Origin of the sequence: Pseudomonas sp. LTGT-11-2Z, from assembly GCF_003691445.1 — a bacterium.
GTDB classification, from domain to species: Bacteria; Pseudomonadota; Gammaproteobacteria; order Pseudomonadales; family Pseudomonadaceae; genus Aquipseudomonas; species Aquipseudomonas monteilii.
Genome location: NZ_CP033104.1, coordinates 2,823,321 through 2,845,323, shown reverse-complemented (window position 1 = coordinate 2,845,323; position 22,003 = coordinate 2,823,321). Strand labels below are relative to the sequence as shown.

The following is a 22,003-nucleotide window of genomic DNA, read 5'->3' as shown; positions in this document are numbered from 1 at the left end:
TTACAGCCGTTAGCTGTCAATAAAAACAAGAGATCAGACCATCATGACAACCCTGTCTCTGGAGGCGGTCGTCAGCGTCCGCGCCAACGCGTATCGCAAAACTGCCTGGCGATTGATGCCGTTCCTGATGCTGTGCTACCTGTGTGCTTATCTGGACCGCGTCAACGTTGGCTTCGCCAAGCTGCAAATGATGAACGACCTGTCATTGAGCGAGGCCGTCTACGGCCTTGGTGCGGGCATGTTCTTCCTGGGTTATTTTCTCTGCGAGGTGCCCAGCAACCTGATCCTGCATCGGGTTGGCGCTCGGCGTTGGATCGCTCGTATCATGATTTCCTGGGGCATCATCTCTGCCCTGTTCGCCTTCGTCGAAACGGCCTGGCAGTTCTATGCGTTGCGCTTTTTGCTCGGCATTGCCGAAGCGGGCTTGGCACCAGGGCTGTTGCTGTACCTGACCTACTGGTTTCCCTCCTACCGCCGCGCAAGAATGACGGTGCTGTGGTTCGTGGCGATCCCCCTGTCGGGCATGGTTGGGGGGCCGATCTCCGGCTGGATCATGAACAGCTTTGCAGGCTTCCATGGCTGGGCCGGCTGGCAGTGGATGTTCGTTCTCGAAGCCATTCCGACTGTCATCGTTGGCCTGTTGGTGCTGGCCTATCTGAAGGACGGCGTGCATCAGGCAACCTGGCTCACGGATGATGAAAAGGCGCTGGTCAACAAAGAGTTGGCCGAAGACAACAGCTGCAAGGTCACCCACGCCTCACCTCGTGAGTTCATCCGGGATCGCCGCTTGTGGCTGCTGGCGTGCATCTACTTCTGTGTCGTGATGGGCCAGTACGCTATCACCTTCTGGCTGCCGACACTGGTGCGCAACGCAGGCGTATCCGACCCCTTGCACATCGGCCTTCTGACCAGCCTGCCGTACATCTGTGCAATTGCTGCCATGTTGCTCATGGGCCGCAGTGGCGACAAACACCGCGAGCGCCGCTGGCACCTCGTCGTACCGATGATCGCCGGTGCAATCGGCCTGACGCTGGCAACACTGATGGGCGGCAACCTGTTGCTTTCGATACTGAGCCTGTGCCTGGCGGCTTCAGGCGTGCTGTCGGCTTCCTCGCTGTTCTGGATGCTGCCCACCACGCTGCTGGGCGGCGTGTCGGCGGCGGCCGGTATTGCCGGAATCAACAGCTTCGCCAACCTCGCCGGGTTCTGCTCGCCTTACCTGATCGGCTGGATTACGACCACAACCGGGTCCAGTGCCATCGGCATGTACCTCATCACCGCCGTACTGCTGGTAGGTGCCTGCCTGGTGTTGCGCATCCCTGCCGCTTCGGTCAATCGCTGAGTTAATTGGAGTTTCCCGAATGACTGCTCAACCCTCACCCACCACACTGGCGGCGCTGACAGAGCGCGCCTACAACATTCGTCACCATGCCCTGCGCATGGGCCAGGTTCAGGGCCAGGGCTATGTCGGCCAGGCGCTAGGCGCGGCCGATCTGCTTGCGGTGTCTTACTTTCACGCACTGCGCTACCAGCCTCATAACCCGGAATGGGAACAGCGTGATCGCTTCTATCTGTCCATTGGTCACTACGCGATAGCCTTGTACGCGGCGTTGATCGAAGCCGAAGTTATCCCGCTCGAAGAGCTGGAAACCTACGGCTCCGACGACAGCCGCTTGCCGATGTCGGGCATGGCGGCCTACACACCGGGAATGGAAATCACCGGCGGCTCTTTGGGCCACGGGCTGGGCATCGCGGTCGGCGCTTGCCTGGGCCTCAAGCGCAAGAAGTCGGATTCATTCGTCTACAACCTGTTGTCCGACGGAGAGTTGAACGAGGGTTCGACCTGGGAGGCAGCGATGTCGGCCTCGCACTGGAAGCTCGACAACCTGATCGCAATCATCGACGTCAACAACCAACAGGCTGACGGCCACTCAAGCGAAGTACTGGCTTTTGAACCCATCGTGGATCGCTGGCAGGCCTTCGGCTGGTTCACGCAGCGTGTAGACGGCAATGATCTGCAAGCGCTGGTCACCGCATTCGACGCTGCCCGACAACACCAAGGGGAGCAACCAAGAGTGATCATCTGCGACACCAAGATGGGCAAGGGCGTGGACTTCCTGGAGGGTCGCGAGAAAACTCACTTCATCCGCGTTGATGAACACGAATGGGATCTGGCGCTTGAAAACCTTCAGCTCGGGAGCAGCAAATGAGTAGTGTAAATAACCCGGCAACGGGCAAAAAACGTTTGACCACTTCGGCGATGATTGCCTCGATCGCTTCTGAAGGTCAGACGACACGCCCTGCGCCGTTTGGGCATGCACTGGCGACACTGGCCGAGCAACGTCAGGACATCGTCGGGCTGTCTGCAGACCTCTCGAAGTACACAGACCTGCACATCTTCGCCAAGGCCCACCCGGATCGTTTCTATCAGATGGGCATGGCCGAACAGTTGCTGATGAGCGCAGCTGCCGGTATGGCCCGGGAAGGCTTCACGCCGTTCGCGACCACCTATGCGGTATTCGCCTCACGCCGCGCGTACGACTTCATCTGCATGGCGATTGCAGAGGAAAACCTCAACGTCAAGATCGTATGCGGCCTGCCAGGGCTGACTACCGGCTACGGCCCGAGCCACCAGGCGACGGACGACCTTGCGATCTTCCGCGCCATGCCAAATCTGATGATCGTAGACCCCTGCGATGCGCTGGAAATCGAACAAGCCGTTCCAGCGATTGCAGCGCACCAAGGGCCAGTGTACATGCGCCTGCTCCGGGGCAATGTGCCAGTAGTGCTTGACGAATACGGCTACAAGTTTGAAATCGGCAAAGCCAAGAACCTGCGCACGGGCAACGATGTACTGATCATTTCCACAGGCCTGATGACCATGCGCGCCCTCGAAGCTGCCGAGAAACTGAAGGCGGATGGTGTCGACGTTGCGGTGCTGCACGTACCGACCGTCAAGCCGCTGGACGAGCAAACGATTCTGGCTGAAGCGCGCAAACCCGGACGCCTGGTGGTCACGGCAGAAAACGCTTCGATCATTGGCGGCTTGGGTGAAGCTGTGGCCGGGTTGTTGATGCGCAATAGCGTAACGCCGACATTCCGCCAGATCGCGCTGCCAGATGCCTTCCTGGATGCCGGCGCTTTGCCGACTTTGCACGACCGCTATGGCATCTCAACGCAAGCAGTCAGCGCTCAAATCAAGGCTTGGCTTTAAAAGTAGGCCTGACACGGCCACAGCACTGGGGGTAACCCAGGGTTGTGGCCGTGATACTGCGGCTTCAATGCCCTGCCGAAGCCGGTCCCGCCTTGGCGATGAACGGTGGCTTGGCAAACCACACCAGCAAGATCAACCCGGCAAACACCCAGGTCATCAAGGTGAAGTAATCCACCGTCGACATCATGTACGCCTGCCCATTGAGTATCTGCTCAAGTTGCGCATAGCTCTGCGGGTTAGCCCCACCCAGTTGCTCAAGCGTATGCCGCGTAGCCGGGTCGAACTGGCTGATATTCTCGCTCAGGTAAGCATGGTGCTGATCCGCCCGACGAATCCAGATCCAGGTCGTCAACGACGCGGCAAAACTCCCCCCCAGCGTACGCAGGAAGGTCGCCAGCCCCGACCCGTCGGCGATCTGGTGCGGCGGCAGGTCAGACAGCAGGATGCTCAAGGTCGGCATGAAGAACAGCGCCACACCAATACCCATGAACAACTGCACCAGGGCCACATGCTGGAAGTCCACCTCACTGGTGAAGCCCGCACGCATATAGCAGCTGGTACCGATCGCCAGGAACGCCAGCCCCGCCAGCACCCGCAGGTCGAACCGGTGCGCATACTTGCCCACGAACGGCGACATGATCACCGGCAGCAAGCCGATTGGCGCCACCGCCAGGCCCGCCCAGGTCGCGGTGTAGCCCATCTGCGTCTGCAACCATTGCGGCAGGATCAGGTTGATGCCGAAGAACCCCGCATACCCCCCGACCAGCACAAGGGTGCCAACCCGGAAGTTGCGGTGCACGAACAGGCGCAAGTTCACCACAGGGTGGCGGTCGGTCAGTTCCCAGATCACGAACACGGCCAGAAACACCACCGAAATCAGGCTACCGACGATGATGAACGAAGACTCGAACCAATCCAGGTCATTGCCTTTGTCCAGCACCACCTGCAACGCGCCGACACCGATGATCAACGTGAGCAAACCGATGTAATCCATCGGCTGGCGGCTGGTGACCACAGGCCGCGAACGCATCTGCTGACGCACGACGGCGGCGGCGAACAGGCCGATGGGCACGTTGATGAAGAAGATCCATGGCCAACTGTAGCTGTCGGTAATCCAGCCCCCCAGAATCGGCCCGGCAATCGGCGCCACCACCGTGACCATCGCCAGCAGCGCCAACGCCATCCCCCGCTTGGCCGGGGGGTACACGGCAATCAGCAAGGTCTGGGTCATCGGGTACAACGGCCCGGCAACCACCCCTTGCAACACGCGAAAGCCGACCAGCTCCGGCATCGACTGGGCGATACCGCACAGGAACGAGGCCAGCACGAACAGCAGCGTGGCCCAGATGAACAGTTTCACTTCACCAAACCGCCGGCTCAGCCAGCCGGTCAGCGGCAAGGCGATGGCGTTGCTCACCGCGAACGACGTGATGACCCAGGTGCCCTGCTCGTAACTCACCCCCAGGTTGCCGGAAATGGTCGGCAACGCCACGTTGGCGATGGTGGTGTCGAGCACCTGCATGAACGTCGCCAGCGACAGGCCGATGGTGGTCAGCAGCAGGCTCGGCGGCGTGAACTGGGCAGCGGCGTTGTTGCTCATCGCTGGGCCGTCTTGCCGGTTGCGCTGTTTTCGTGAATCAGCCGGGCAATCAGGTCGTCTGCCTCGACCAGTTGGCGGTCGTACACCTGGGTGGTGTAGCTGGCCTGCTGCGGCGGCTGCTGGGCCAGGGCCGGGCCACTCTGGTCGTGCAGGTCGACTTCCACCACCGTGGAAAGGCCGATGCGCAACGGGTGGTCCTTGAGCTGGTCAGGGCTGAGGTGAATACGCACCGGCACCCGCTGCACGATCTTGATCCAGTTGCCAGTGGCGTTTTGTGCAGGCAACAACGCGAATGCGCTACCGGTACCGGCCCCCAGGCTGTCCACCGTGCCGCTGTACTTGACCTCGCTGCCGTACAGGTCGGCGCTGATCTGCACCGGCTGGCCGATGCGCATGTCACGCAGCTGGGTTTCCTTGAAGTTGGCATCGATCCACACCTGGTCCAGCGGGATCACCGCCATGGTCGCAGTGCCCGGTTGCAGGCGCTGGCCCAATTGCACGGTGCGCTTGGCAACGTAGCCGGTTACCGGTGCCACCAAGGTGGTACGGGCATGATCGAGGTAGGCCTGACGCAGGTCGGCAGCAGCAGCCATCACCTCGGGATGCGAAGACACCACGGTGTCATCGACCAGCGCGCTGCTGGTGCTGAGTTGCTGGCGGGCACTGTTGACAGCAGCCTGGGCCACACTCAGGTCGTCGCGGGCATGAGACAGCTCTTCTGCGGCAATGGCACCGCTGTCGGCGAGCACCTTGCGCCGGTTGAAGTCCTGCTGTGCCTTGCGCAATTCGGCCTGGCGGGTTTCCAGCTGAGCCTTGAGCGAGTCGACGTTGCTGTACAGCCCGCGTACCTGCCGCACACTGCGCGCCAGCTTGGCCTCGGCGGACTGCAAGGCCACCTCGCTGTCGGCCGGGTCGAATTGCAGCAACACCTGGCCGGCGTGGACCAGGTCGCCGTCATCGGCACCAATGCTGGTGACGGTGCCGGTGACCAGCGGGGTGATCTCCACCACGTTGCCGTTGACGTAGGCATCGTCGGTGCTTTCGTGCCAGCGCCCGACCAGGCTGTACCAGGCCCAGGTGCCGATACCGGCAAGGATCAGCAACAACACCAGGCCAAGCAGCCAGGCCTTGCGCTTGCGCGACGGCTCGGGCGCGGCGGAGGGAGTCGGGGTGTCTGCGGGAGTGGCCATGACAATACCTTGGATAATTCGTGACAGGGTTCAACGGTCGCCAAAACGGCGGATCGTCAACGGGTCGCCAGCACTGAGCAGCACCTTGGCCAGCAGGCCTTCCAGGGCCTTGAGCTCGTCAGGTGCCAGCACGCCGCACAACTCGTTCATGGCGGCGGCGCCAATTTCCGGCAGGCGGTCGGCCAGGCGCTGGCCGTCGGCGGTGAGCGCCAGGCGCACCTGGCGGCGGTCGTCGGCGCAGCGGTTGCGCACGATCAGGTCCTTCTGTTCGAGGCGGTCGAGCATGCGGGTCATCGAACCGCTGTCCAGGCCCAGGTAGCGGCACAGCTCGGCCGGGGTGTCTACCTGGTACTGAGTGACGATGATCAGCACCTTGAACTGCGCGGCGGTGACGCCCTCTGATTCAAGGTGCCAGTCGAGAATGCGGTCCTTCAGGATCGCTGCGCGGCCGAGCAACATGCCGATGGCGCAGGTCTGGAAGTTTTCGGGGGAAAAATGGGCCATCGGGGATTGCTCGGGTAATTGTGTGAAAATATTACTGCCTAGGCAGTGAATGTCAAAGCCTTGATTAGGTAGCTATGCAAAATTTCATATTTCTGGCTGAAATGCCGCTTCTGTTAGGGGTGGGGCGCCAAGGCGGCTAGCGCGCTCGCAAGCCCAATGCCTCCACAGCCCCACAGGCAATCGCCATGCCCACCAGTTCTGCCAGGCTGCCCGCCTGCAAACGCTTCATCACCCGCCCCCGGTACAGGTCCACGGTCTTTACGCTGATGCCCAGTTGCTCGGCAATCTCTCGGTTGTTCAACCCCTGGGCCAGCGGCACGAACACATCACGCTCACGCGGCGTCAGGCCGTCGATACGCGCCTGCACCTGGGCCAATGCCTGATCGCCCTGCCGCGCACGCGTGGCATGCTCCAGCGCGGCCTGCACGCTGTCGAGCAGCAACTGGTCGTTGTAAGGCTTTTCGATGAAGTCGCAGGCGCCAGCCTTGAACGCGCGCACCACGATCGGTACATCGGCATGGCCACTGACGAAGATCACCGGCAGCGCCAGGCCGCGCTCGCGCATCGCCTGCTGTACCGCAAGCCCGCCCAGCCCCGGCATGCGCACATCCAGCAGCACACAGGCAGGCCTATCGTCGACGCAGGCATCGAGAAATGCCTGCCCACTGGCAAACGGCAACGCCTGCAAACCCACCGACTCCAGCAGCCACACCGTCGAGTCGCGCATCCCTTGGTCGTCATCGACCACATACACCTTCGCTTGCACCCTCAACTCCCCCTTATCCCCTGCTGACCGCCAGGCGGCAGCACAATACCAGACCGCCGTTGTCACCCGCCCGCGCCCACAGGCTGCCGCCAAAGCCTTCGATCAGGCTGCGGCTCATGCTCAAACCCAGGCCCAGGCCGTCGGCCTTGCTGGTGGTGAACGGCGTGAAGATTTCGTCCAGGCGCTCGGGGTCCACACCCGGGCCCTGGTCAGCCACCTCCACCAGCACGCCGTCGCCATCACGCACAGCGCCGAGCAGGATACGTGACGGCCGCTCGCCCTGCTGCTCGCGGTTGGCATCGATGGCATTGCGCAACAGGTTGAGCAGGACCTGTTCCAGCAACACCCGGTCGGCGTACACCAAGGGCAGTTGCGTACTCATGCGCAGCTCCACCGTCACGTGGTCGCGCGCGGCCTCCCAAGCGCACAAGCGCATGGCCTCCTCGGCGACCTCGGTCACGTCCAGCGCCTGCAGGTTTCGTGGCCCCTTGCGCAGGAAAGCGCGCAAGCGGCGGATCACTTCAGCGGCGTGGGTGGCCTGTTCGCTGATGCGTTGCAACCCCTGCCCTACACGCTCACGGGCCTGCGGGTCGCGCTCGATGCTCGACAGGTAGCGCAAGCTGGCGTTGGCGTAATTGACCACCGCAGCCAACGGCTGGTTGATCTCGTGGGCAATGCCCGAGGCCAGTTCGCCGAGGGTGGCCAGCCGGGCACTGTGCGCCAGGCTTTCCTGGGCTTCGATGCGCAAGGTGATGTCGCGGGACACGCTGACCACCTCCACCACCGTGCCGGTGTAGGTTTCGCGGATGGCCCGGCTGGCGATTTCGAACCAACGGTAACCGCCCGCAGCCTGGCGTACCCGGCAGGTCATGGTGTGGTAGCCATCCTGGTCCAGCGCCGCTGCCGCCTGGCGCAGCACCTGGCGCCGCTCGCGCGGGTGCAGCAAGCTGTGCACGGGCATGCCGCGCAGTTGCTCGGGCCACAACCCGAGCAGGCGGAATGCGGCCGGAGAAGCATCGAGAAAGCGGCCATCGGGGCTGTGCCGGGAGATCAGGTCGGTGGTGTTCTCGATGATCAGCCGATACAAGCGCCGTGCGCGGCTGGCCTCTCGCGCCCCCTGGCGCTCTTCGCTGGCGTCACGGCAGCGCCCTAGCACCTGCTGCCCCTGGTCATCAGGAATGAACGTCCACAGCACGATGCGCTCACCCACCTGCACCTCGACATCGGCAATCGCCCGATGCTGGCGCAGGCAGGCACGTACCAGCGCGGCGCAGTTGGCCGGCAGCCAGCTGGCCAACCCCGGGCCTTCATCTACCCAGGCTTGCAGCGCGGGGTTGAGCGCCAGCGGCCTGGCGTCATCGGCCAGCAGCAGGCTGGGTTGAGGGTCCTTGTCGAGCAAGGGATAAGCGGTCTTGTCCACGGTAGGCGGCTCGTTGTTATAGTAGTTTTACTATATTGCTATAGTCGATATTCCTACTACCATATCGGTTCGCGTAAAACTGCGACAGAGGAAGGCGACCTACCGTACGCCTCCCCGCACCCTGAACAGAGCTAACAATCAGCCACCGGGGGCCAAGCGCACAGGCTGCGCCTGCCTCCCTTACAGGATTACCGCATGTCGATCTATGCCCAGGGCCTGATGCCCGCTGCCGTCAACCATGTCGCCCTCACCCCGCTGAGTTTCATCGAACGCACCGCTGCCGTGTACGGCCAGTATCCAGCCGTGATTCACGGCGCCATCCGCCGTAACTGGCAAGACACCTACCAACGCTGCCGCCGCCTGGCCAGTGCCCTGGCGGGCCGCGGCATCGGCCGTGGCGACACCGTGGCAGTGATGCTGCCCAACACCCCCGCCATGCTCGAAGCCCACTTTGGCGTGCCCATGACCGGTGCCGTGCTCAATACCCTGAACGTACGCCTGGACGCCGAGGCCATCGCCTTCATGCTGCAGCACGGCGAAGCCAAGGTGCTGATTACCGACCGCGAGTTCCATGCGGTGATTGAAGCCGCCCTGGCGCTGCTCGAACATCCGCCATTGGTAGTGGACGTGGATGACCCCGAGTACGGCGAAGGCCGTGCGGTCAGCGAGCTGGACTACGAGGCCCTGCTCGCCGAGGGCGACCCAGAATATGCCTGGGAGTGGCCGGATGACGAGTGGCAGGCCATTTCGCTCAACTACACCTCCGGCACCACCGGCAACCCAAAAGGTGTGGTCTACCACCACCGCGGCGCCTACCTGAACGCCTTGGGTAACCAGATGACCTGGGCCATGGGGCATCGCCCGGTGTACCTGTGGACCTTGCCGATGTTCCACTGCAACGGCTGGTGCTACCCCTGGACCATCACCGCCCTGGCCGGTACGCATGTTTTCCTGCGCCGGGTCGACCCGCAGAAGATCCTTAACCTTATCCGCGAACACCGGGTCAGCCACCTGTGCGGCGCACCGATCGTGCTCAACGCCTTGGTCAACATGCCGGAAGCCGCCAAGGCCGCCATCGAGCACCCGGTACAGGCCATGGTGGCCGGCGCCGCACCACCGGCCAAGGTGATCGGTGCCGTGGAAGAAATGGGTATCCAGGTCACCCACACCTACGGCCTGACCGAAGTCTACGGCCCGGTGACCGTGTGTGCCTGGCATGACGCGTGGGACGAACTGACGCTGGAAGAACGCGCGCGCATCAAGTCACGCCAAGGTGTGCGTTACCCGACCCTCGACGGCCTGATGGTCGCCGACCCGCAAACCCTCGAGCCGGTGCCGCGCGATGGCAACACGCTGGGCGAGATTTTCATGCGCGGCAACACGGTGATGAAGGGCTACCTGAAAAACCCCGAGGCCACCGCCGAAGCCTTCCGTGGCGGCTGGTTCCACACCGGCGACCTGGCCGTGTGGCATGCGGACGGTTATGTGGAGATCAAGGACCGGCTCAAGGACATCATCATTTCCGGTGGCGAGAACATTTCCACCATCGAGGTCGAGGACGCCCTGTACAAACACCCGGCGGTGCTCGAGGCCGCCGTGGTGGCGCGCCCGGATGAAAAATGGGGAGAAACCCCATGCGCCTTCGTAGCCCTGAAGCCTGGCAGGGAAGACACCCGCGAAGCCGACATCACCAGCTGGTGCCGCGAGCACCTGGCCGGGTTCAAGGTGCCCAAGACCGTGGTGTTTGGCGAGCTGCCCAAAACCTCCACCGGCAAGATCCAGAAGTACGTGCTGCGCGACCGGGCCAAAGCCCTCTGATCCCGTAGCGGCCTCTTCGCGGGCATGCCCGCGAAGAGGCCGCACCTGATTTCTCCCCTTCAAGAGCCAACGATGACTACCTATTCAGCCCCACTGCGCGACATGCGCTTCGTCCTGCATGACGTATTCAACGCCCCGGCCCTGTGGGCCCGCCTGCCCGCCCTGGCCGAGCGCATCGACGCCGACACCGCCGACGCCATCCTCGAAGAAGCCGCCAAAGTCACCGGCCAGCTGATCGCTCCGCTCAGCCGCAACGGCGACGAACAAGGCGTGCACTTCGAAGCAGGCCAGGTCACCACACCAGACGGTTTCCGCGAAGCCTGGCACACCTACCGCGAAGGCGGCTGGGTCGGCTTGGGCGGCAACCCGGCGTATGGCGGCATGGGCATGCCGAAAATGCTGGGCGTGCTGTTCGAAGAAATGCTCTACGCCGCCGATTGCAGCTTCAGCCTGTATTCGGCCTTGAGTGCTGGCAGCTGCCTGGCCATCGATGCCCACGCCAGCGAAACGCTCAAGGCCACTTACTTGCCGCCCCTGTACGAAGGCCGCTGGGCGGGCACCATGTGCCTCACCGAACCCCATGCCGGCACCGATCTGGGGCTGATCCGCACGCGTGCCGAACCCCAGGCCGATGGCAGCTATCACATCAGTGGCAGCAAGATTTTCATTACCGGTGGCGAGCAGGACCTGACCGAGAACATCGTCCACCTGGTCCTGGCCAAGCTGCCGGATGCACCTGCTGGCGCCAAAGGCATCTCGCTGTTTCTGGTGCCCAAGTACCTGGTCGAGGCCGACGGCAGCCTGGGCGCACGCAACGCCGCCCATTGCGGCTCGATCGAGCACAAGATGGGCATCAAGGCATCGGCCACCTGTGTGATGAACTTCGATGGCGCCATCGGTTACCTGGTGGGCGAGCCGAACAAGGGCCTGGCAGCCATGTTCACCATGATGAACTACGAGCGCCTGTCCATCGGTATCCAGGGCATCGGCTGCGCCGAAGCCTCTTATCAAAGCGCCGCCCGTTACGCCAACGAGCGCCTGCAAAGCCGCGCCGCCAGCGGCCCGCAGGCGCAGGACAAGGCGGCCGACCCCATCATCCACCACGGCGATGTTCGGCGCATGCTGCTGACCATGCGCACCCTCACCGAAGGTGGCCGGGCGTTTGCCGCCTACGTTGGCCAGCAGCTGGACCTGGCCCGTTACGCTGAAGACACCGGCGAACGCGAACATGCCCAGCGCCTGGTGGCACTGTTGACGCCAGTGGCCAAGGCGTTCTTCACCGACAACGGCCTGGAAAGCTGCGTGCTTGGCCAGCAGGTGTATGGCGGCCATGGGTATATCCGCGAGTGGGGGCAAGAGCAGCGGGTGCGTGACGTGCGCATTGCGCAGATTTATGAAGGTACCAACGGTATTCAGGCTCTGGACCTGCTCGGCCGCAAGGTACTGGCCGACGGCGGCCACGCGCTGGCCAGCTTTGCCGCCGAAGTGCGGAGTTTCAGCGTGGATGCCCCGTTGCACCGCGAAGCCCTGCAGGCAAGCCTGGCGCGGTTGGAGGCGACCAGTGCGTGGCTGCGGGCACGTGTCGGCGAGGATGCCAATCTGGTCAGCTCGGTGGCGGTAGAGTACCTGCAGCTGTTCGGGCTGACGGCATATGCCTACATGTGGGCGCGGATGGCCGCGGCGGCGGTGGCCAAGCAGGACGAGGACGCTGACTTTTACGGTGCCAAGCTGGCGTGTGCGGCGTTCTTCTTCCAACGTATTTTGCCGCGTGGGTTGGGGCTTGAGGCCAGTATTCGGGCCGGTAGTGACAGCCTTTATGGGCTGGAGGCGGCGCAATTCTGATAGGACGTTGGGGGCGCTTTGCGCCCCTTGTGTCGCGATGGGCTGCGCAGCAGCCCCAAGGATCTCAGCCTGCATTTACTTGCGCGAAGGGTTCTCAAACGCTGAAAAACCGTTGCAAATCCGACGAAAAAACGGCACAACTGATAGTCATTCGCCATTACATCGGTTCTCGGGAGCCCTCTAGCAAGGGTAGAATGCGCAAAACCCGGAGCCGCAATGAACCACGACCGCCTCAATCCCAGCCCAGACGATGCCATGACCGACGCCGCCGCGCATTGGTGCATGCGCCTGCACGCCGAAGACTGCACGGCTGGCGAGCGCGAGGCTTTCGCCCGCTGGCTTGCGGCAGATCCGCGGCATGCCGAGGAATACGAGGCAATGCTGGAAATCTGGCAAACCGCCGACCTGTTGCCACGCACCGCCACTGTCGTCGAGTTCAACCCGCCTGCCCGACACCCTGCGCGTCCACGCAGCTGGCGCCCGCTGGCGTCTGCCGCAGCCATCGCCCTGGCGGTACTGCCGCTGGCCGGTTGGGTGGGCTGGGAACAAGGTTGGCTGCCCAACCACTACCAGCACTTCGAAGCCAGTGACCGCATGCAGACCGTGGAGCTGAGCGACGGCAGCACGGTGCAGCTCAACCTCAATACCGAGCTCACCTACCTCAACTACAAGGACCAGCGCCAGGTCATGCTCAAGCGCGGCGAGGCGTTCTTCAAGGTTCAGCACGACAGCAACCACCCGTTCATCGTGCGCGCCGGTCGCGGCCAGACACGGGTCACCGGCACCCAGTTCAACGTGTGGAAGTACCAGGACCAGGTCAAGGTCACCCTGGTGGAAGGCTCGGTACTGGTGTCCAGCGATGGCAGCACCGGCGGTTATCGCCTTGGGCCAGGCATGCAGGCCAGCTACCACCAGGGCGATTTCGAGCCCCAACTGGAGCAGAGCGACGACTACGGCAACAGCCTGGCCTGGCGCAGCGGCAAGCTGGTGCTCGACAACCTGAGCCTGGAACAGGCGCTGCCGGTGATCAACCGCTACCTCGACGCGCCGCTGCTGCTGGCCGATGCCAGCACCGGTCGCATCCGCATCAGCGGCATTTACAACACCCGTGAAGTGGGCCGCCTGGTCAACAACCTGCCCAAGGTGCTGCCGGTCTACCTGACCCGCAGCAAGGACGGCAGCACCGTGCTCAACCGCATCTCGCCGCCGCCCGACAAGGGCTGACGCCCTCCCCGCCTTACAAGGTCATCGCAGCCAACCAGCCGAACGCCAGCAGCGGCAGGTTGTAGTGGATGAAGGTCGGCACCACGGTGTCCCAGATATGGTGATGCTGGCCGTCGACGTTCAGGCCCGAGGTTGGGCCCAGGGTCGAGTCCGAAGCCGGCGAGCCCGCATCTCCCAAGGCACCGGCAGTACCAACGATGCACACCGTGGCTACCGGGTCGAAGCCCAGTTGCACGCACAGCGGCACGAAGATCGCGGCCAGGATCGGCACAGTGGAGAACGACGAGCCGATACCCATGGTCACCAGCAGGCCCACCAGCAGCATCAGCAAGGCGCCGATGCCCTTGCTGTGGTCGATCCACTGGGCCGAGGTTTCCACCAGGCTTTTAACCTCACCGGTAGCCTTCATCACATCGGCAAACCCCGAAGCGGCAATCATGATGAAGCCGATCATGGCCATCATCTTCATGCCCTCGGTGAACAGGTCATCGGTGTCCTTCCATTTGACGATGCCCGACAGCGAGAAAATCAGGAAGCCGACCATGGCCCCGATGATCATCGAATCCAGCAACAACTGGACGATGAACGCGGCGGCAATTGCCAGCCCGGCCACCAGCAGTGTCAGCGGGTTGTACTGCACGCTCACCTGTTCCACCTGCTCGATGCGGGCCAGGTCGTAGTCACGCTTCTTTCGGTAGCTGATGAAGACCGCCAGCAACAGGCCTGCGAGCATGCCTGCCGCCGGGATGGCCATGGCCTGGGTCACATTGACGCCACTCACATCGACACCAGCACGGGCAACGTTGGCCAGCAGGATTTCGTTGAGGAAGATGTTGCCAAACCCCACCGGCAGGAACATGTACGGGGTAATCAGACCGAAGGTGATGACGCAGGCGATCAGCCGACGGTCGATGCGCAAACGGGTCAGCACATACAAAAGCGGCGGCACCAGCAGCGGGATGAAGGCAATGTGGATGGGCAGGATATTCTGCGACGACACCGCCACCACCAGCATCAGGCCAATCATCAGCCATTTGACCTTGCCGCCATTGGCGTGGCCCTGGCGATCGATCATGGCCAGTGCACGGTCAGCCAAGGCATGGGCCAGGCCGGACTTGGCGATGGCCACGGCAAAAGCGCCCAACAGTGCATAGGACAAGGCCACCGTGGCCCCCCCGCCCAGGCCGCCGTTGAAGGCCTTGAGCGTGCCTTCGACGCCCAGGCCGCCCACCAGCCCACCGACCAGGGCGCCAATGATCAGGGCGATGACCACGTGCACGCGGGACAGGCTGAGTATCAGCATGATGCCGACCGCGGCGATCACTGCATTCATGGTTGGCTTACCTCATTACGACAGAAAAAAGCGCGAACTCTGAAGCAGTGGGCGGCAGATGTCAAAAGCGCCATGTTGCGGCGCATTAGCAACTCCTAAAGGATCACGCTCCCACAGGGGGTCGCAAGCGACCTCAACAATTAAATTGAACGTTTGAATAAAGAAAAAACGGCGCCCGCCGACACAGTCGCTAGCCACACTCTTATTACAAGGGATTCGACCCCATGCCTTTGCGACAACTTTCCATCCAGTGGAAAATCACCCTGCTCGCCGGTCTCTGCCTGGCCGGCATCGTCACCTTGCTCGTTGGCCTGTCGCTGTACCGCATGGACCACAGCTCGGACCTGGTCAAAGCCAGCAGCATGCAGATGCTGACCGAGGCGGCGCAATCGCGCATCGAGTCGCAGGGTGAGGTGCAAGCCCTGAATATCCGCCGCCAGTTCATGGACGCCTATCAGTACGGTGCAGGCTTCGCCCGCCAGGTGCTGTTCCTGCGTGAGCAGGCGGAAAAACGCTATCTAGATGCCTTCGACCTGCGCGAGGACATGACCCGCCAAGTGCGCGCCGCACTGCAGGCCAACCCCGACCTGCTTGGCCTCTCGCTGGTGTTCGAACCCAACGCACTGGACAACAAGGACAGCCTGTTTGCCGGCAAGGCGGAGCTGGGCAGCAACGAAACCGGGCGTTTTGCCCTGTACTGGTCGCAACCGCGCGCCGGCCAGCTGACCGCCATGGCGCTGCCCGAGCATGACATGGCCAACACCGAGATCGGCCCCAGCGGCCAGCCGGCCAACACCTGGTGGGTGTGCCCGCGCACCACCGGCAAGGTGTGCGTGGTGGAGCCGTACTTTTACGACATCGATGGCCAGCAGGTGCTGATGACCAGCATCGTCTTCCCGCTGGCGGTCAACGGCAAGATCATTGCCACCCTGTCCATCGACATCAACCTCAACAGCCTGCAGGCCCTGAGCCAGGACGCCAGCCGCAGCCTGTACGAAGGCCGCACCACGGTCGGCATCCTCAGCCCGGTCGGCCTGCTGGCCGGCTACAGCGCCGATGCCAGCAAGCTGGCCCAGCGCTTCGATCAGGTGGACCCTACCAACGGCGCCGAACTGGTGCGCAAGCTGGCCGATGGCAAGATGACCATCCTGCACGACCAACAGCGCCTGAAAGTGCTGGCCGCGTTCCGGCCGATCCCCGACGCCCAACCTTGGGGCGTGCTGCTGGATGTGCCGGAAAACGCTCTGACAGGGCCTGCCGAAAAGCTGAAGCAGGAACTGGACACGCTGAACACCAGCGGCACCCTGCTTGAACTGGGCCTGGGCCTGGCTGCAGCCATTGCCGGCCTGCTGATGGTGTGGCTGATGGCCCGTGGCGTTACCCGGCCCATCCTTGGCGTGGCCGCCATGCTCAAGGACATTGCCAGTGGTGAGGGCGACCTGACCCGCCGCCTGGCCTACCAGAAACAGGACGAACTGGGCGAACTGGCCGGCTGGTTCAACCGCTTCCTCGACAAGCTGCAGCCGACCATCGCCGAGGTCAAACGCTCGGTGCAGGCCGCCCGAGGTACCGCCGACCAGTCCTCGGCCATTGCCAGTGAAACCAGCGCCGGCATGGAACAGCAGTACCGCCAGGTCGACCAGGTGGTCACCGCCTCGCACGAAATGAGCGCCACCGCCCAGGACGTGGCCCGCAGCGCGGCCCAGGCCGCGCAGGCTGCCCGTGATGCCGATCAGGCCACCCGTGAAGGCCTGGCGGTGATCGACCACACCACCACCAGCATCGATGCCCTGGCCGCCAACATGAGCGACGCCATGGCCGAGGTCCAGGGCCTGGCGCAAAACAGCGAGAAGATCGGCTCGGTGCTGGAGGTGATCCGCTCGATTGCCGAGCAGACCAACCTGCTGGCCCTCAACGCGGCCATCGAGGCTGCCCGCGCCGGTGAAGCCGGCCGTGGCTTTGCCGTGGTGGCCGATGAAGTGCGCAACCTGGCCCGGCGTACCCAGGAGTCGGTGGAAGAAACCCGCCAGGTGATAGAAGCCTTGCAGGCAGGCACCCGCGAGGTGGTCGACGCCATGGACAACAGCCATCGCCAGGCCCAGGGCGGCGTCGAGCAGGTTGGCCAGGCCGTGACGGCGTTGCAGCGTATCGGCCAGGCGGTGACCGTGATTACCGACATGAACCTGCAGATCGCCTCCGCCGCCGAAGAGCAAAGCGCGGTGGCTGAAGAAATCAACAGCAACGTGGCGACGATCCGCGACGTCACGGAGTCGCTGTCGGGCCAGGCCAACGAGTCGGCGCGGGTCAGCCAGTCGCTGAACAGCCTGGCCAACCAGCAGCAGGCGCTGATGGACCAGTTCCGCGTCTGAGGCAGGCTGGGCCGCCTCGTGCGGCCCTGAATACCGCTCAAACCTCGTCGTCTACACTTGCCTGCACCCAAGGCGCGGCAAACGACGAGGTCTGGATGAAGAAGCTTTCAACACTGCTGGCGGGCCTGCTGCTGGCCGTAGGCCTGGCAAGCACTGACAGTGCCGCTTCGGCAGAACAACGCCCACCCATCCATTTTGGTGCCATCGGCTGGGAAAGCGGCGCCCTCACTACCGAAATCCTGCGGCTGATCGTGGAGCGCGGTTATGGCTACCCTACAGACACCCTGCCCGGCAGCACGGTCAGCATGGAGGTGGCCCTGGCCCGCAACGACCTGCAAGTGATCGCCGAAGAGTGGGCCGGACGCAGCCCGGCCTGGGTCAAAGCCGAGCAGGCAGGCCAGGTATTCGCACTGGGTGATACGGTGAAGAACGCCGAAGAAGGCTGGTGGGTGCCTGCGTATGTGATCGAGGGCGACGCCGCTCGCAAACTGAAGCCCATGGCGCCCGAATTGCGCCATGTCGACGACCTCAAGCGTTACCCGCAGGTATTTCGTGACCCCGAGTCGCCCGACAAAGGTCGCTTCCTGAACAGCCCCACTGGCTGGACATCGGAAACGGTCAACAGCCAGAAGCTCAAGGCATACGGCCTGGACAACCTGTACACCAACTTCCGCAGTGGCTCCGGTGCTGCGATGGATGCCGAAATCGGCTCAGCCTTCCGCCGTGGCCAGCCGGTGTTGTTCTACTACTGGAACCCGACCCCATTGATGGGGCGCTACAAGCTCATACGGCTTGAAGAACCACCGTTCGATGCCCAGGCCTGGGCCACCCTCACCGATGCCAGCAACCCCAACCCGCAGGGCAGCCGTTCGCTGCCGGCAAAGTTGTCGATTGGTGTGTCCAAAGCCTTCCGTGAAGGCTACCCGGACCTGGTGACGGTGTTCGAACAGGTCGACTTGCCGATCGACCGGCTCAACAAGGCGCTGGCCGACATGAGCGAAAAACGCACGCCGCCGCGCGATGCCGCCCTCGCCTTCCTGCGTGACAACCGTGCCGTCTGGAAGGCCTGGCTACCCAGTGAAGTCGCCGCCAGGGTCGAGGGCAGCCTGTGAGCAACGGCTTCCCGCAAGCCTTGCAGTTTTCCTTTGCCGACAGCGTCAACCGGTTGGTCGATTGGCTGGTACTGAACTACGGCGATCATTTGCGTAGCGTTTCCGACCAGTTGCTGCAACTGCTGGTAGCCCTGGAAAACCTGCTGCGCCTGTTGCCGTGGTGGCTGTTGTTGCTGCTGGTAGGCGTGCTGGCCTGGCACGCCAGCCGAAGCCTGCTGCGCAGTGCGGTACTGGTGTCGCTGCTGGCCCTGATCGGCATGCTCGGGCTGTGGGACAAACTGCTGCAAACCTTGGCCTTGGTGCTGGTGAGTACCGGCCTGTGCGTGCTGGTGGGCGTGCCGCTGGGCATTCTGCTGGCTGCCCGGCCACTGGCGAAGCGGCTGTTGTTGCCAGTGCTGGATGTGATGCAGACGCTGCCTGCTTTCGTTTACCTGATCCCGGTGCTGATGCTGTTCGGCCTGGGCAAGGTGCCCGCCGTGTTTGCCACACTGATCTACGCCCTGCCGCCGTTGGTGCGATTGACCGAACTGGGCCTGAGCCAGATCGACCCCTCGCTGCTACAGGCCGCGCACGGTCTGGGGGCCAGCCGCTGGCAACGCTTGCGGCGCATTGCCCTTCCGCTGGCGCTGCCGAGCATCATGGCCGGGCTGAACCAGTCGGTAATGATGGCCCTGTCAATGGTGGTGATGGCTTCGATGATCGGCGCCCGCGGGTTGGGTGAGGATGTACTGATGGGGATCCAGACGCTGAATGTGGGGCAAGGTGTGGAGGCCGGGCTGGCAATTGTCGCGTTGGCCATGGTGATTGACCGGATCAGCCAGGCGTACGGGCGCAACGGGCACTGAACAGTGTTGCCGGCGATAGGGCCGGGCCTGACAATGCAGCTCTGTCAGCTTGAAACCGGACCTCATCCGCATGTCCCTCAAAGCCCTGCGCACCCTGGTAACCATCGCCCGCCATGGCACCTTTGCCCGCGCCGCCGACCTGCTCAGCCTCACACCTTCGGCAGTGAGCCTGCACATCAAAACCCTTGAAGACGAATTGCAGGTGACCTTGTTCGACCGCAGCCGTCGGCAGGTGGTACTGACCGAGGCCGGCCAGTTGGCCGTGGCGCGTGCCGAAACCATCCTGGGCGCCTATGACGAACTGGCCGACGCCCTGGCCAGTGGCCCTGGCCTGCGTGGCCGCCTGCGCCTGGGGGCCATCCACACGGTGCTGGCGCGGCGCCTGCCCAAGGCGCTGGTCTGGATCAAGACCCACCATCCGCAATTGCATATCAGCGTGGCGTCGGGGATGTCGGCGGAACTGGCGCGGCGCGTGGAGGACGGCGAACTCGATGCAGCGATCACCACCGAGCCGGTCAGCCCCTACCCGCAAAGCCTGGACTTCACACCGTTGTTCGAGGACCGCTTCTGGGCCATCGCCAGCCCGGAACTGGCCGGGCACGGTGTAGCCGAGTTGCTGGCCAGCCAACCGTTCCTGCGCTTCGACAAACGCGCCTGGGCCGGGCGGCAGATCGAGCAGGAACTGCGCCGCCAGCATCTGCAGGTGAGCGAGCAAATGGAGCTGGACAGCCAGGAGGCCCTGGCGCGCATGGCCGTGATGGGCCTGGGCGTGGCGATCATCCCCATGGCGGATGACGACCTGCAACGCCTGCCACCCGCCACCTGCCTGCCGTTTGGCGAACCGCAACTGACCCGGCGGGTGGTGTTGCTGGAGCATGAGAAAAGCCAGCGGCGGCATTTAAGTGCGGTGTTGAAGACGGCCTTGGAAGCGTGAGCGCCAACGGGCGCCGTCGCCTCAACAATGCATTTTTTCTCGACAGTCAGTGCAGAAAACAACGTTTTTACAAACCCTTTCTCACCCGTAGTCTGTGCGCGTACCCGACCACGGAACGTCGAACATGCTCCCGTTGCTGCTGACCACCCTGCTACCGATCATCCTGCTGATTGCCCTGGGCACCTTCCTGCGCCTTCGCGGCTTTTTGGTCGAAAGCTTCTGGCCGGGTGCCGAACGCCTGAGCTACTACGTATTGCTTCCCTCGTTGTTCCTGCACGGCCTGGCCACGGCCAACCTCGACGGCGTGCCAGTGCTGGGGATGGTCGGTGTGCTGATGCTGTCGACCCTGGCCGGGGCGCTGCTACTGGTGCTGTACCAAGGCGCTGTGAGCCACGATGGCGCCGATTTCACGTCGGTCTTCCAGGGCGGTATCCGCTTCAACAACTACATTGGCGCCACACTGGCCGCCGGCATCTACGGCAGCGCCGGCATCGCCCTGGCCGCAGTGGCCAATGCCGCCATCGTGCCCTTGGTCAACCTGCTGTGCGTGCTGGTGTTCGCCCGCTTCAGCGCCCGCCACAGTTCACCGGCCACGGTGCTGAGGGCGATTTTCGCCAACCCTTTGATCGTCGGTTGCGCGGGCGGCTTACTGCTGCGGGTGACGGGGCTGGGCCTGCCGCCCGGCATCGAACCCACGATCAAGGCGCTGGGCCAGGCCGCCCTGCCGATGGGTCTGCTGTGCGTTGGCGCGGCACTGGGTGGCGCCAGCCTGGGCCAGCAGGTGCGACCGTTGATGGCGGCCTCGGCGTTCAAGTTTCTGATCATGCCGCTGACCACCTGGGGCTTGTGTCGCCTGGTTGGCCTGAGTGGCCAAGCAGCGGTCGTGGCGGTGCTGTTCCAGGCCCTGCCTACCGCCTCTTCGTCCTACGTGATGGCACGGCAAATGGGTGGCAACGCCCCGCTGATGGCCACCATCATTGCCCTGCAGACCGTGGCCGCCGCAGCCACCCTGCCTTTGGTACTAATGCTTACGCTTGGCTAGACTGGTATCAGCCCTCTTTCGGAAGCTTGCCCATGCGCCTTGCCTGGATCCTGATCGGCTTGACCTCGGCCCTGCTCGCAGGCCCCTTGCAAGCAGCCGACACTGCCAAGGCCGCAGTGGCTGAAGACAAAGCCGAAGTGCTTGAAGAAAAGGTGGTGGAAGACGCCCCTCCTCCCAAGAAAGCAGAAAAACTGACCCCAGGTGAAGCCCAGGCGGTCGATCCCGCCGGCCAGGCACCGCTGGACGACAGCATCACCTGCCTGGCCCGCACCATCTACTGGGAAGCCAAGGGCGCCGACGCCGAAGACATGTCGGCTGTGGCCAGTGTGGTGCTCAACCGCCTGGGCCACGATGGCTTCCCCGATACCATCTGCGGCGTGGTCAAACAGGGCGTGGAAACCAAGGCGTGCCAGTTTTCCTGGTGGTGCGACGGGCGCCCGGACCAGGTCGAGGAAGCGCAACGCTACGATGTGGCCAAGGAAATCGCGCGCAAGGCGCTCAACCAACAGTTGAAAGACCCCACCGGCGGCGCCCTGTACTTCCACGACCGCACCGTGCACCCTGACTGGGCCAAAACCTACCGCAAGACGGCGCAGACCACGCATTTCCTGTTCTATAAGCCGAATCAGGCGTTGGCCCGTTGATGCGGTACCGACCAATCAGAAACCGATGCTACCTGAAAACTTGACCAGCCGTGGGTCACCCTGCGCTACCTGGAAGGTTGGGAACAGTTGGCGTTTGAGTATTGTTTCTGGCCGATGTTACGAATGATTACCAAGTAATCGCACTT

General features: G+C 63.3%; 18 protein-coding genes and 1 pseudogene. 13 read left to right on the top strand and 6 right to left on the bottom strand.

Annotation, left to right across the window (positions count from 1 at the left end; genetic code table 11):
• The first annotated feature begins 43 nt into the window (after positions 1–43).
• Genes D8767_RS13285 through D8767_RS13275 form a run of 3 tightly spaced genes read left to right on the top strand, consistent with a single transcriptional unit; the run spans position 44 to position 3,214 of the window.
• Entirely contained in the window at positions 44–1,342 is a 1,299-nt protein-coding gene (locus D8767_RS13285; protein ID WP_016713892.1) for an MFS transporter, read from the top strand.
• A gap of 19 nt (positions 1,343–1,361) precedes the next feature.
• Positions 1,362–2,210 carry a transketolase gene (locus D8767_RS13280; RefSeq protein ID WP_016713891.1) on the top strand — a complete coding sequence of 283 codons (849 nt, stop codon included), beginning with the start codon at positions 1,362–1,364 and terminating at the stop codon, positions 2,208–2,210.
• Entirely contained in the window at positions 2,207–3,214 is a 1,008-nt protein-coding gene (locus D8767_RS13275; RefSeq protein ID WP_016713890.1) for a transketolase family protein, read from the top strand. The genes D8767_RS13280 and D8767_RS13275 overlap by 4 nt, the downstream gene beginning before the upstream one ends.
• 64 nt (positions 3,215–3,278) lie before the next feature.
• Here the strand turns inward: D8767_RS13275 and D8767_RS13270 are convergent, their stop codons facing one another.
• The 5 genes from D8767_RS13270 to D8767_RS13250 form a co-directional block, all read right to left on the bottom strand.
• On the bottom strand, positions 3,279–4,814 hold the full coding sequence (locus D8767_RS13270) for a DHA2 family efflux MFS transporter permease subunit (RefSeq protein WP_016713889.1): 1,536 nt from the start codon (positions 4,812–4,814) through the stop codon (positions 3,279–3,281).
• The gene (locus D8767_RS13265) at positions 4,811–6,004 is read right to left on the bottom strand and encodes an HlyD family efflux transporter periplasmic adaptor subunit (RefSeq protein WP_016713888.1); all 1,194 of its coding nucleotides are present in this window, start codon (positions 6,002–6,004) and stop codon (positions 4,811–4,813) included. Before D8767_RS13265 ends, D8767_RS13270 begins: the two co-directional genes overlap by 4 nt.
• Positions 6,005–6,034: 30 nt before the next feature.
• Positions 6,035–6,508, bottom strand: coding sequence for a MarR family winged helix-turn-helix transcriptional regulator (locus tag D8767_RS13260; protein WP_016713887.1), 474 nt, complete (start codon positions 6,506–6,508; stop codon positions 6,035–6,037).
• Between the two features lie 136 nt (positions 6,509–6,644).
• Entirely contained in the window at positions 6,645–7,274 is a 630-nt protein-coding gene (locus D8767_RS13255) for a response regulator transcription factor (protein WP_016713886.1), read from the bottom strand.
• Positions 7,275–7,287: 13 nt separating this feature from the next.
• The gene (locus D8767_RS13250; protein WP_016713885.1) at positions 7,288–8,694 is read right to left on the bottom strand and encodes a sensor histidine kinase; all 1,407 of its coding nucleotides are present in this window, start codon (positions 8,692–8,694) and stop codon (positions 7,288–7,290) included.
• Positions 8,695–8,889: 195 nt separating this feature from the next.
• Between D8767_RS13250 and D8767_RS13245 the strand changes: the two genes are divergently transcribed.
• From D8767_RS13245 to D8767_RS13235, 3 genes are all read left to right on the top strand, one after another.
• Positions 8,890–10,512 (top strand): acyl-CoA synthetase, encoded by a 1,623-nt coding sequence (locus D8767_RS13245; protein WP_016713884.1) that lies wholly within the window; start codon positions 8,890–8,892, stop codon positions 10,510–10,512.
• Between the two features lie 72 nt (positions 10,513–10,584).
• Complete coding sequence (locus D8767_RS13240; RefSeq protein WP_016713883.1) at positions 10,585–12,354, top strand: acyl-CoA dehydrogenase C-terminal domain-containing protein; 1,770 nt, start codon at positions 10,585–10,587, stop codon at positions 12,352–12,354.
• Between the two features lie 216 nt (positions 12,355–12,570).
• Entirely contained in the window at positions 12,571–13,578 is a 1,008-nt protein-coding gene (locus D8767_RS13235; protein ID WP_016713882.1) for a FecR family protein, read from the top strand.
• Positions 13,579–13,591: 13 nt separating this feature from the next.
• Here D8767_RS13235 and D8767_RS13230 read toward each other — a convergent pair whose 3' ends face one another.
• Complete coding sequence (locus D8767_RS13230) at positions 13,592–14,911, bottom strand: Na+/H+ antiporter family protein (protein ID WP_016713881.1); 1,320 nt, start codon at positions 14,909–14,911, stop codon at positions 13,592–13,594.
• Between the two features lie 224 nt (positions 14,912–15,135).
• Here D8767_RS13230 and D8767_RS29635 point away from each other — a divergent pair.
• The 7 genes and pseudogenes from D8767_RS29635 to D8767_RS13195 form a co-directional block, all read left to right on the top strand.
• A pseudogene (locus D8767_RS29635) lies at positions 15,136–16,422 on the top strand (HAMP domain-containing protein); the annotation flags it as partial.
• 102 nt (positions 16,423–16,524) lie between these two features.
• The gene (locus tag D8767_RS29630; RefSeq protein ID WP_371058886.1) at positions 16,525–17,280 is read left to right on the top strand and encodes a methyl-accepting chemotaxis protein; all 756 of its coding nucleotides are present in this window, start codon (positions 16,525–16,527) and stop codon (positions 17,278–17,280) included.
• 95 nt (positions 17,281–17,375) lie between these two features.
• Positions 17,376–18,392: an ABC transporter substrate-binding protein gene (locus tag D8767_RS13215; RefSeq protein ID WP_016713879.1), complete on the top strand. Its 1,017-nt coding sequence runs from the start codon at positions 17,376–17,378 to the stop codon at positions 18,390–18,392.
• Positions 18,389–19,237 carry a proline/glycine betaine ABC transporter permease gene (locus D8767_RS13210; protein WP_016713878.1) on the top strand — a complete coding sequence of 283 codons (849 nt, stop codon included), beginning with the start codon at positions 18,389–18,391 and terminating at the stop codon, positions 19,235–19,237. Before D8767_RS13215 ends, D8767_RS13210 begins: the two co-directional genes overlap by 4 nt.
• A 70-nt stretch (positions 19,238–19,307) precedes the next feature.
• Positions 19,308–20,171: a LysR family transcriptional regulator gene (locus D8767_RS13205; protein ID WP_016713877.1), complete on the top strand. Its 864-nt coding sequence runs from the start codon at positions 19,308–19,310 to the stop codon at positions 20,169–20,171.
• A gap of 124 nt (positions 20,172–20,295) precedes the next feature.
• On the top strand, positions 20,296–21,213 hold the full coding sequence (locus D8767_RS13200; protein ID WP_016713876.1) for an AEC family transporter: 918 nt from the start codon (positions 20,296–20,298) through the stop codon (positions 21,211–21,213).
• Positions 21,214–21,245: 32 nt separating this feature from the next.
• Positions 21,246–21,857, top strand: coding sequence for a cell wall hydrolase (locus D8767_RS13195; RefSeq protein WP_016713875.1), 612 nt, complete (start codon positions 21,246–21,248; stop codon positions 21,855–21,857).
• Positions 21,858–22,003: the final 146 nt, after the last annotated feature.

What these genes read in the sequence shown, in the direction of transcription:
- D8767_RS13285 (WP_016713892.1), top strand. Translation starts at nt 44, where the DNA reads ATGACAACCCTGTCTCTGGAGGCGGTCGTCAGCGTCCGCGCCAACGCG.
- D8767_RS13280 (WP_016713891.1), top strand. Translation starts at nt 1,362, where the DNA reads ATGACTGCTCAACCCTCACCCACCACACTGGCGGCGCTGACAGAGCGC.
- D8767_RS13275 (WP_016713890.1), top strand. Translation starts at nt 2,207, where the DNA reads ATGAGTAGTGTAAATAACCCGGCAACGGGCAAAAAACGTTTGACCACT.
- D8767_RS13270 (WP_016713889.1), bottom strand. Translation starts at nt 4,814, where the DNA reads ATGAGCAACAACGCCGCTGCCCAGTTCACGCCGCCGAGCCTGCTGCTG.
- D8767_RS13265 (WP_016713888.1), bottom strand. Translation starts at nt 6,004, where the DNA reads ATGGCCACTCCCGCAGACACCCCGACTCCCTCCGCCGCGCCCGAGCCG.
- D8767_RS13260 (WP_016713887.1), bottom strand. Translation starts at nt 6,508, where the DNA reads ATGGCCCATTTTTCCCCCGAAAACTTCCAGACCTGCGCCATCGGCATG.
- D8767_RS13245 (WP_016713884.1), top strand. Translation starts at nt 8,890, where the DNA reads ATGTCGATCTATGCCCAGGGCCTGATGCCCGCTGCCGTCAACCATGTC.
- D8767_RS13240 (WP_016713883.1), top strand. Translation starts at nt 10,585, where the DNA reads ATGACTACCTATTCAGCCCCACTGCGCGACATGCGCTTCGTCCTGCAT.
- D8767_RS13235 (WP_016713882.1), top strand. Translation starts at nt 12,571, where the DNA reads ATGAACCACGACCGCCTCAATCCCAGCCCAGACGATGCCATGACCGAC.
- D8767_RS13230 (WP_016713881.1), bottom strand. Translation starts at nt 14,911, where the DNA reads ATGAATGCAGTGATCGCCGCGGTCGGCATCATGCTGATACTCAGCCTG.
- D8767_RS29630 (WP_371058886.1), top strand. Translation starts at nt 16,525, where the DNA reads ATGGAACAGCAGTACCGCCAGGTCGACCAGGTGGTCACCGCCTCGCAC.
- D8767_RS13215 (WP_016713879.1), top strand. Translation starts at nt 17,376, where the DNA reads ATGAAGAAGCTTTCAACACTGCTGGCGGGCCTGCTGCTGGCCGTAGGC.
- D8767_RS13205 (WP_016713877.1), top strand. Translation starts at nt 19,308, where the DNA reads ATGTCCCTCAAAGCCCTGCGCACCCTGGTAACCATCGCCCGCCATGGC.
- D8767_RS13200 (WP_016713876.1), top strand. Translation starts at nt 20,296, where the DNA reads ATGCTCCCGTTGCTGCTGACCACCCTGCTACCGATCATCCTGCTGATT.
- D8767_RS13195 (WP_016713875.1), top strand. Translation starts at nt 21,246, where the DNA reads ATGCGCCTTGCCTGGATCCTGATCGGCTTGACCTCGGCCCTGCTCGCA.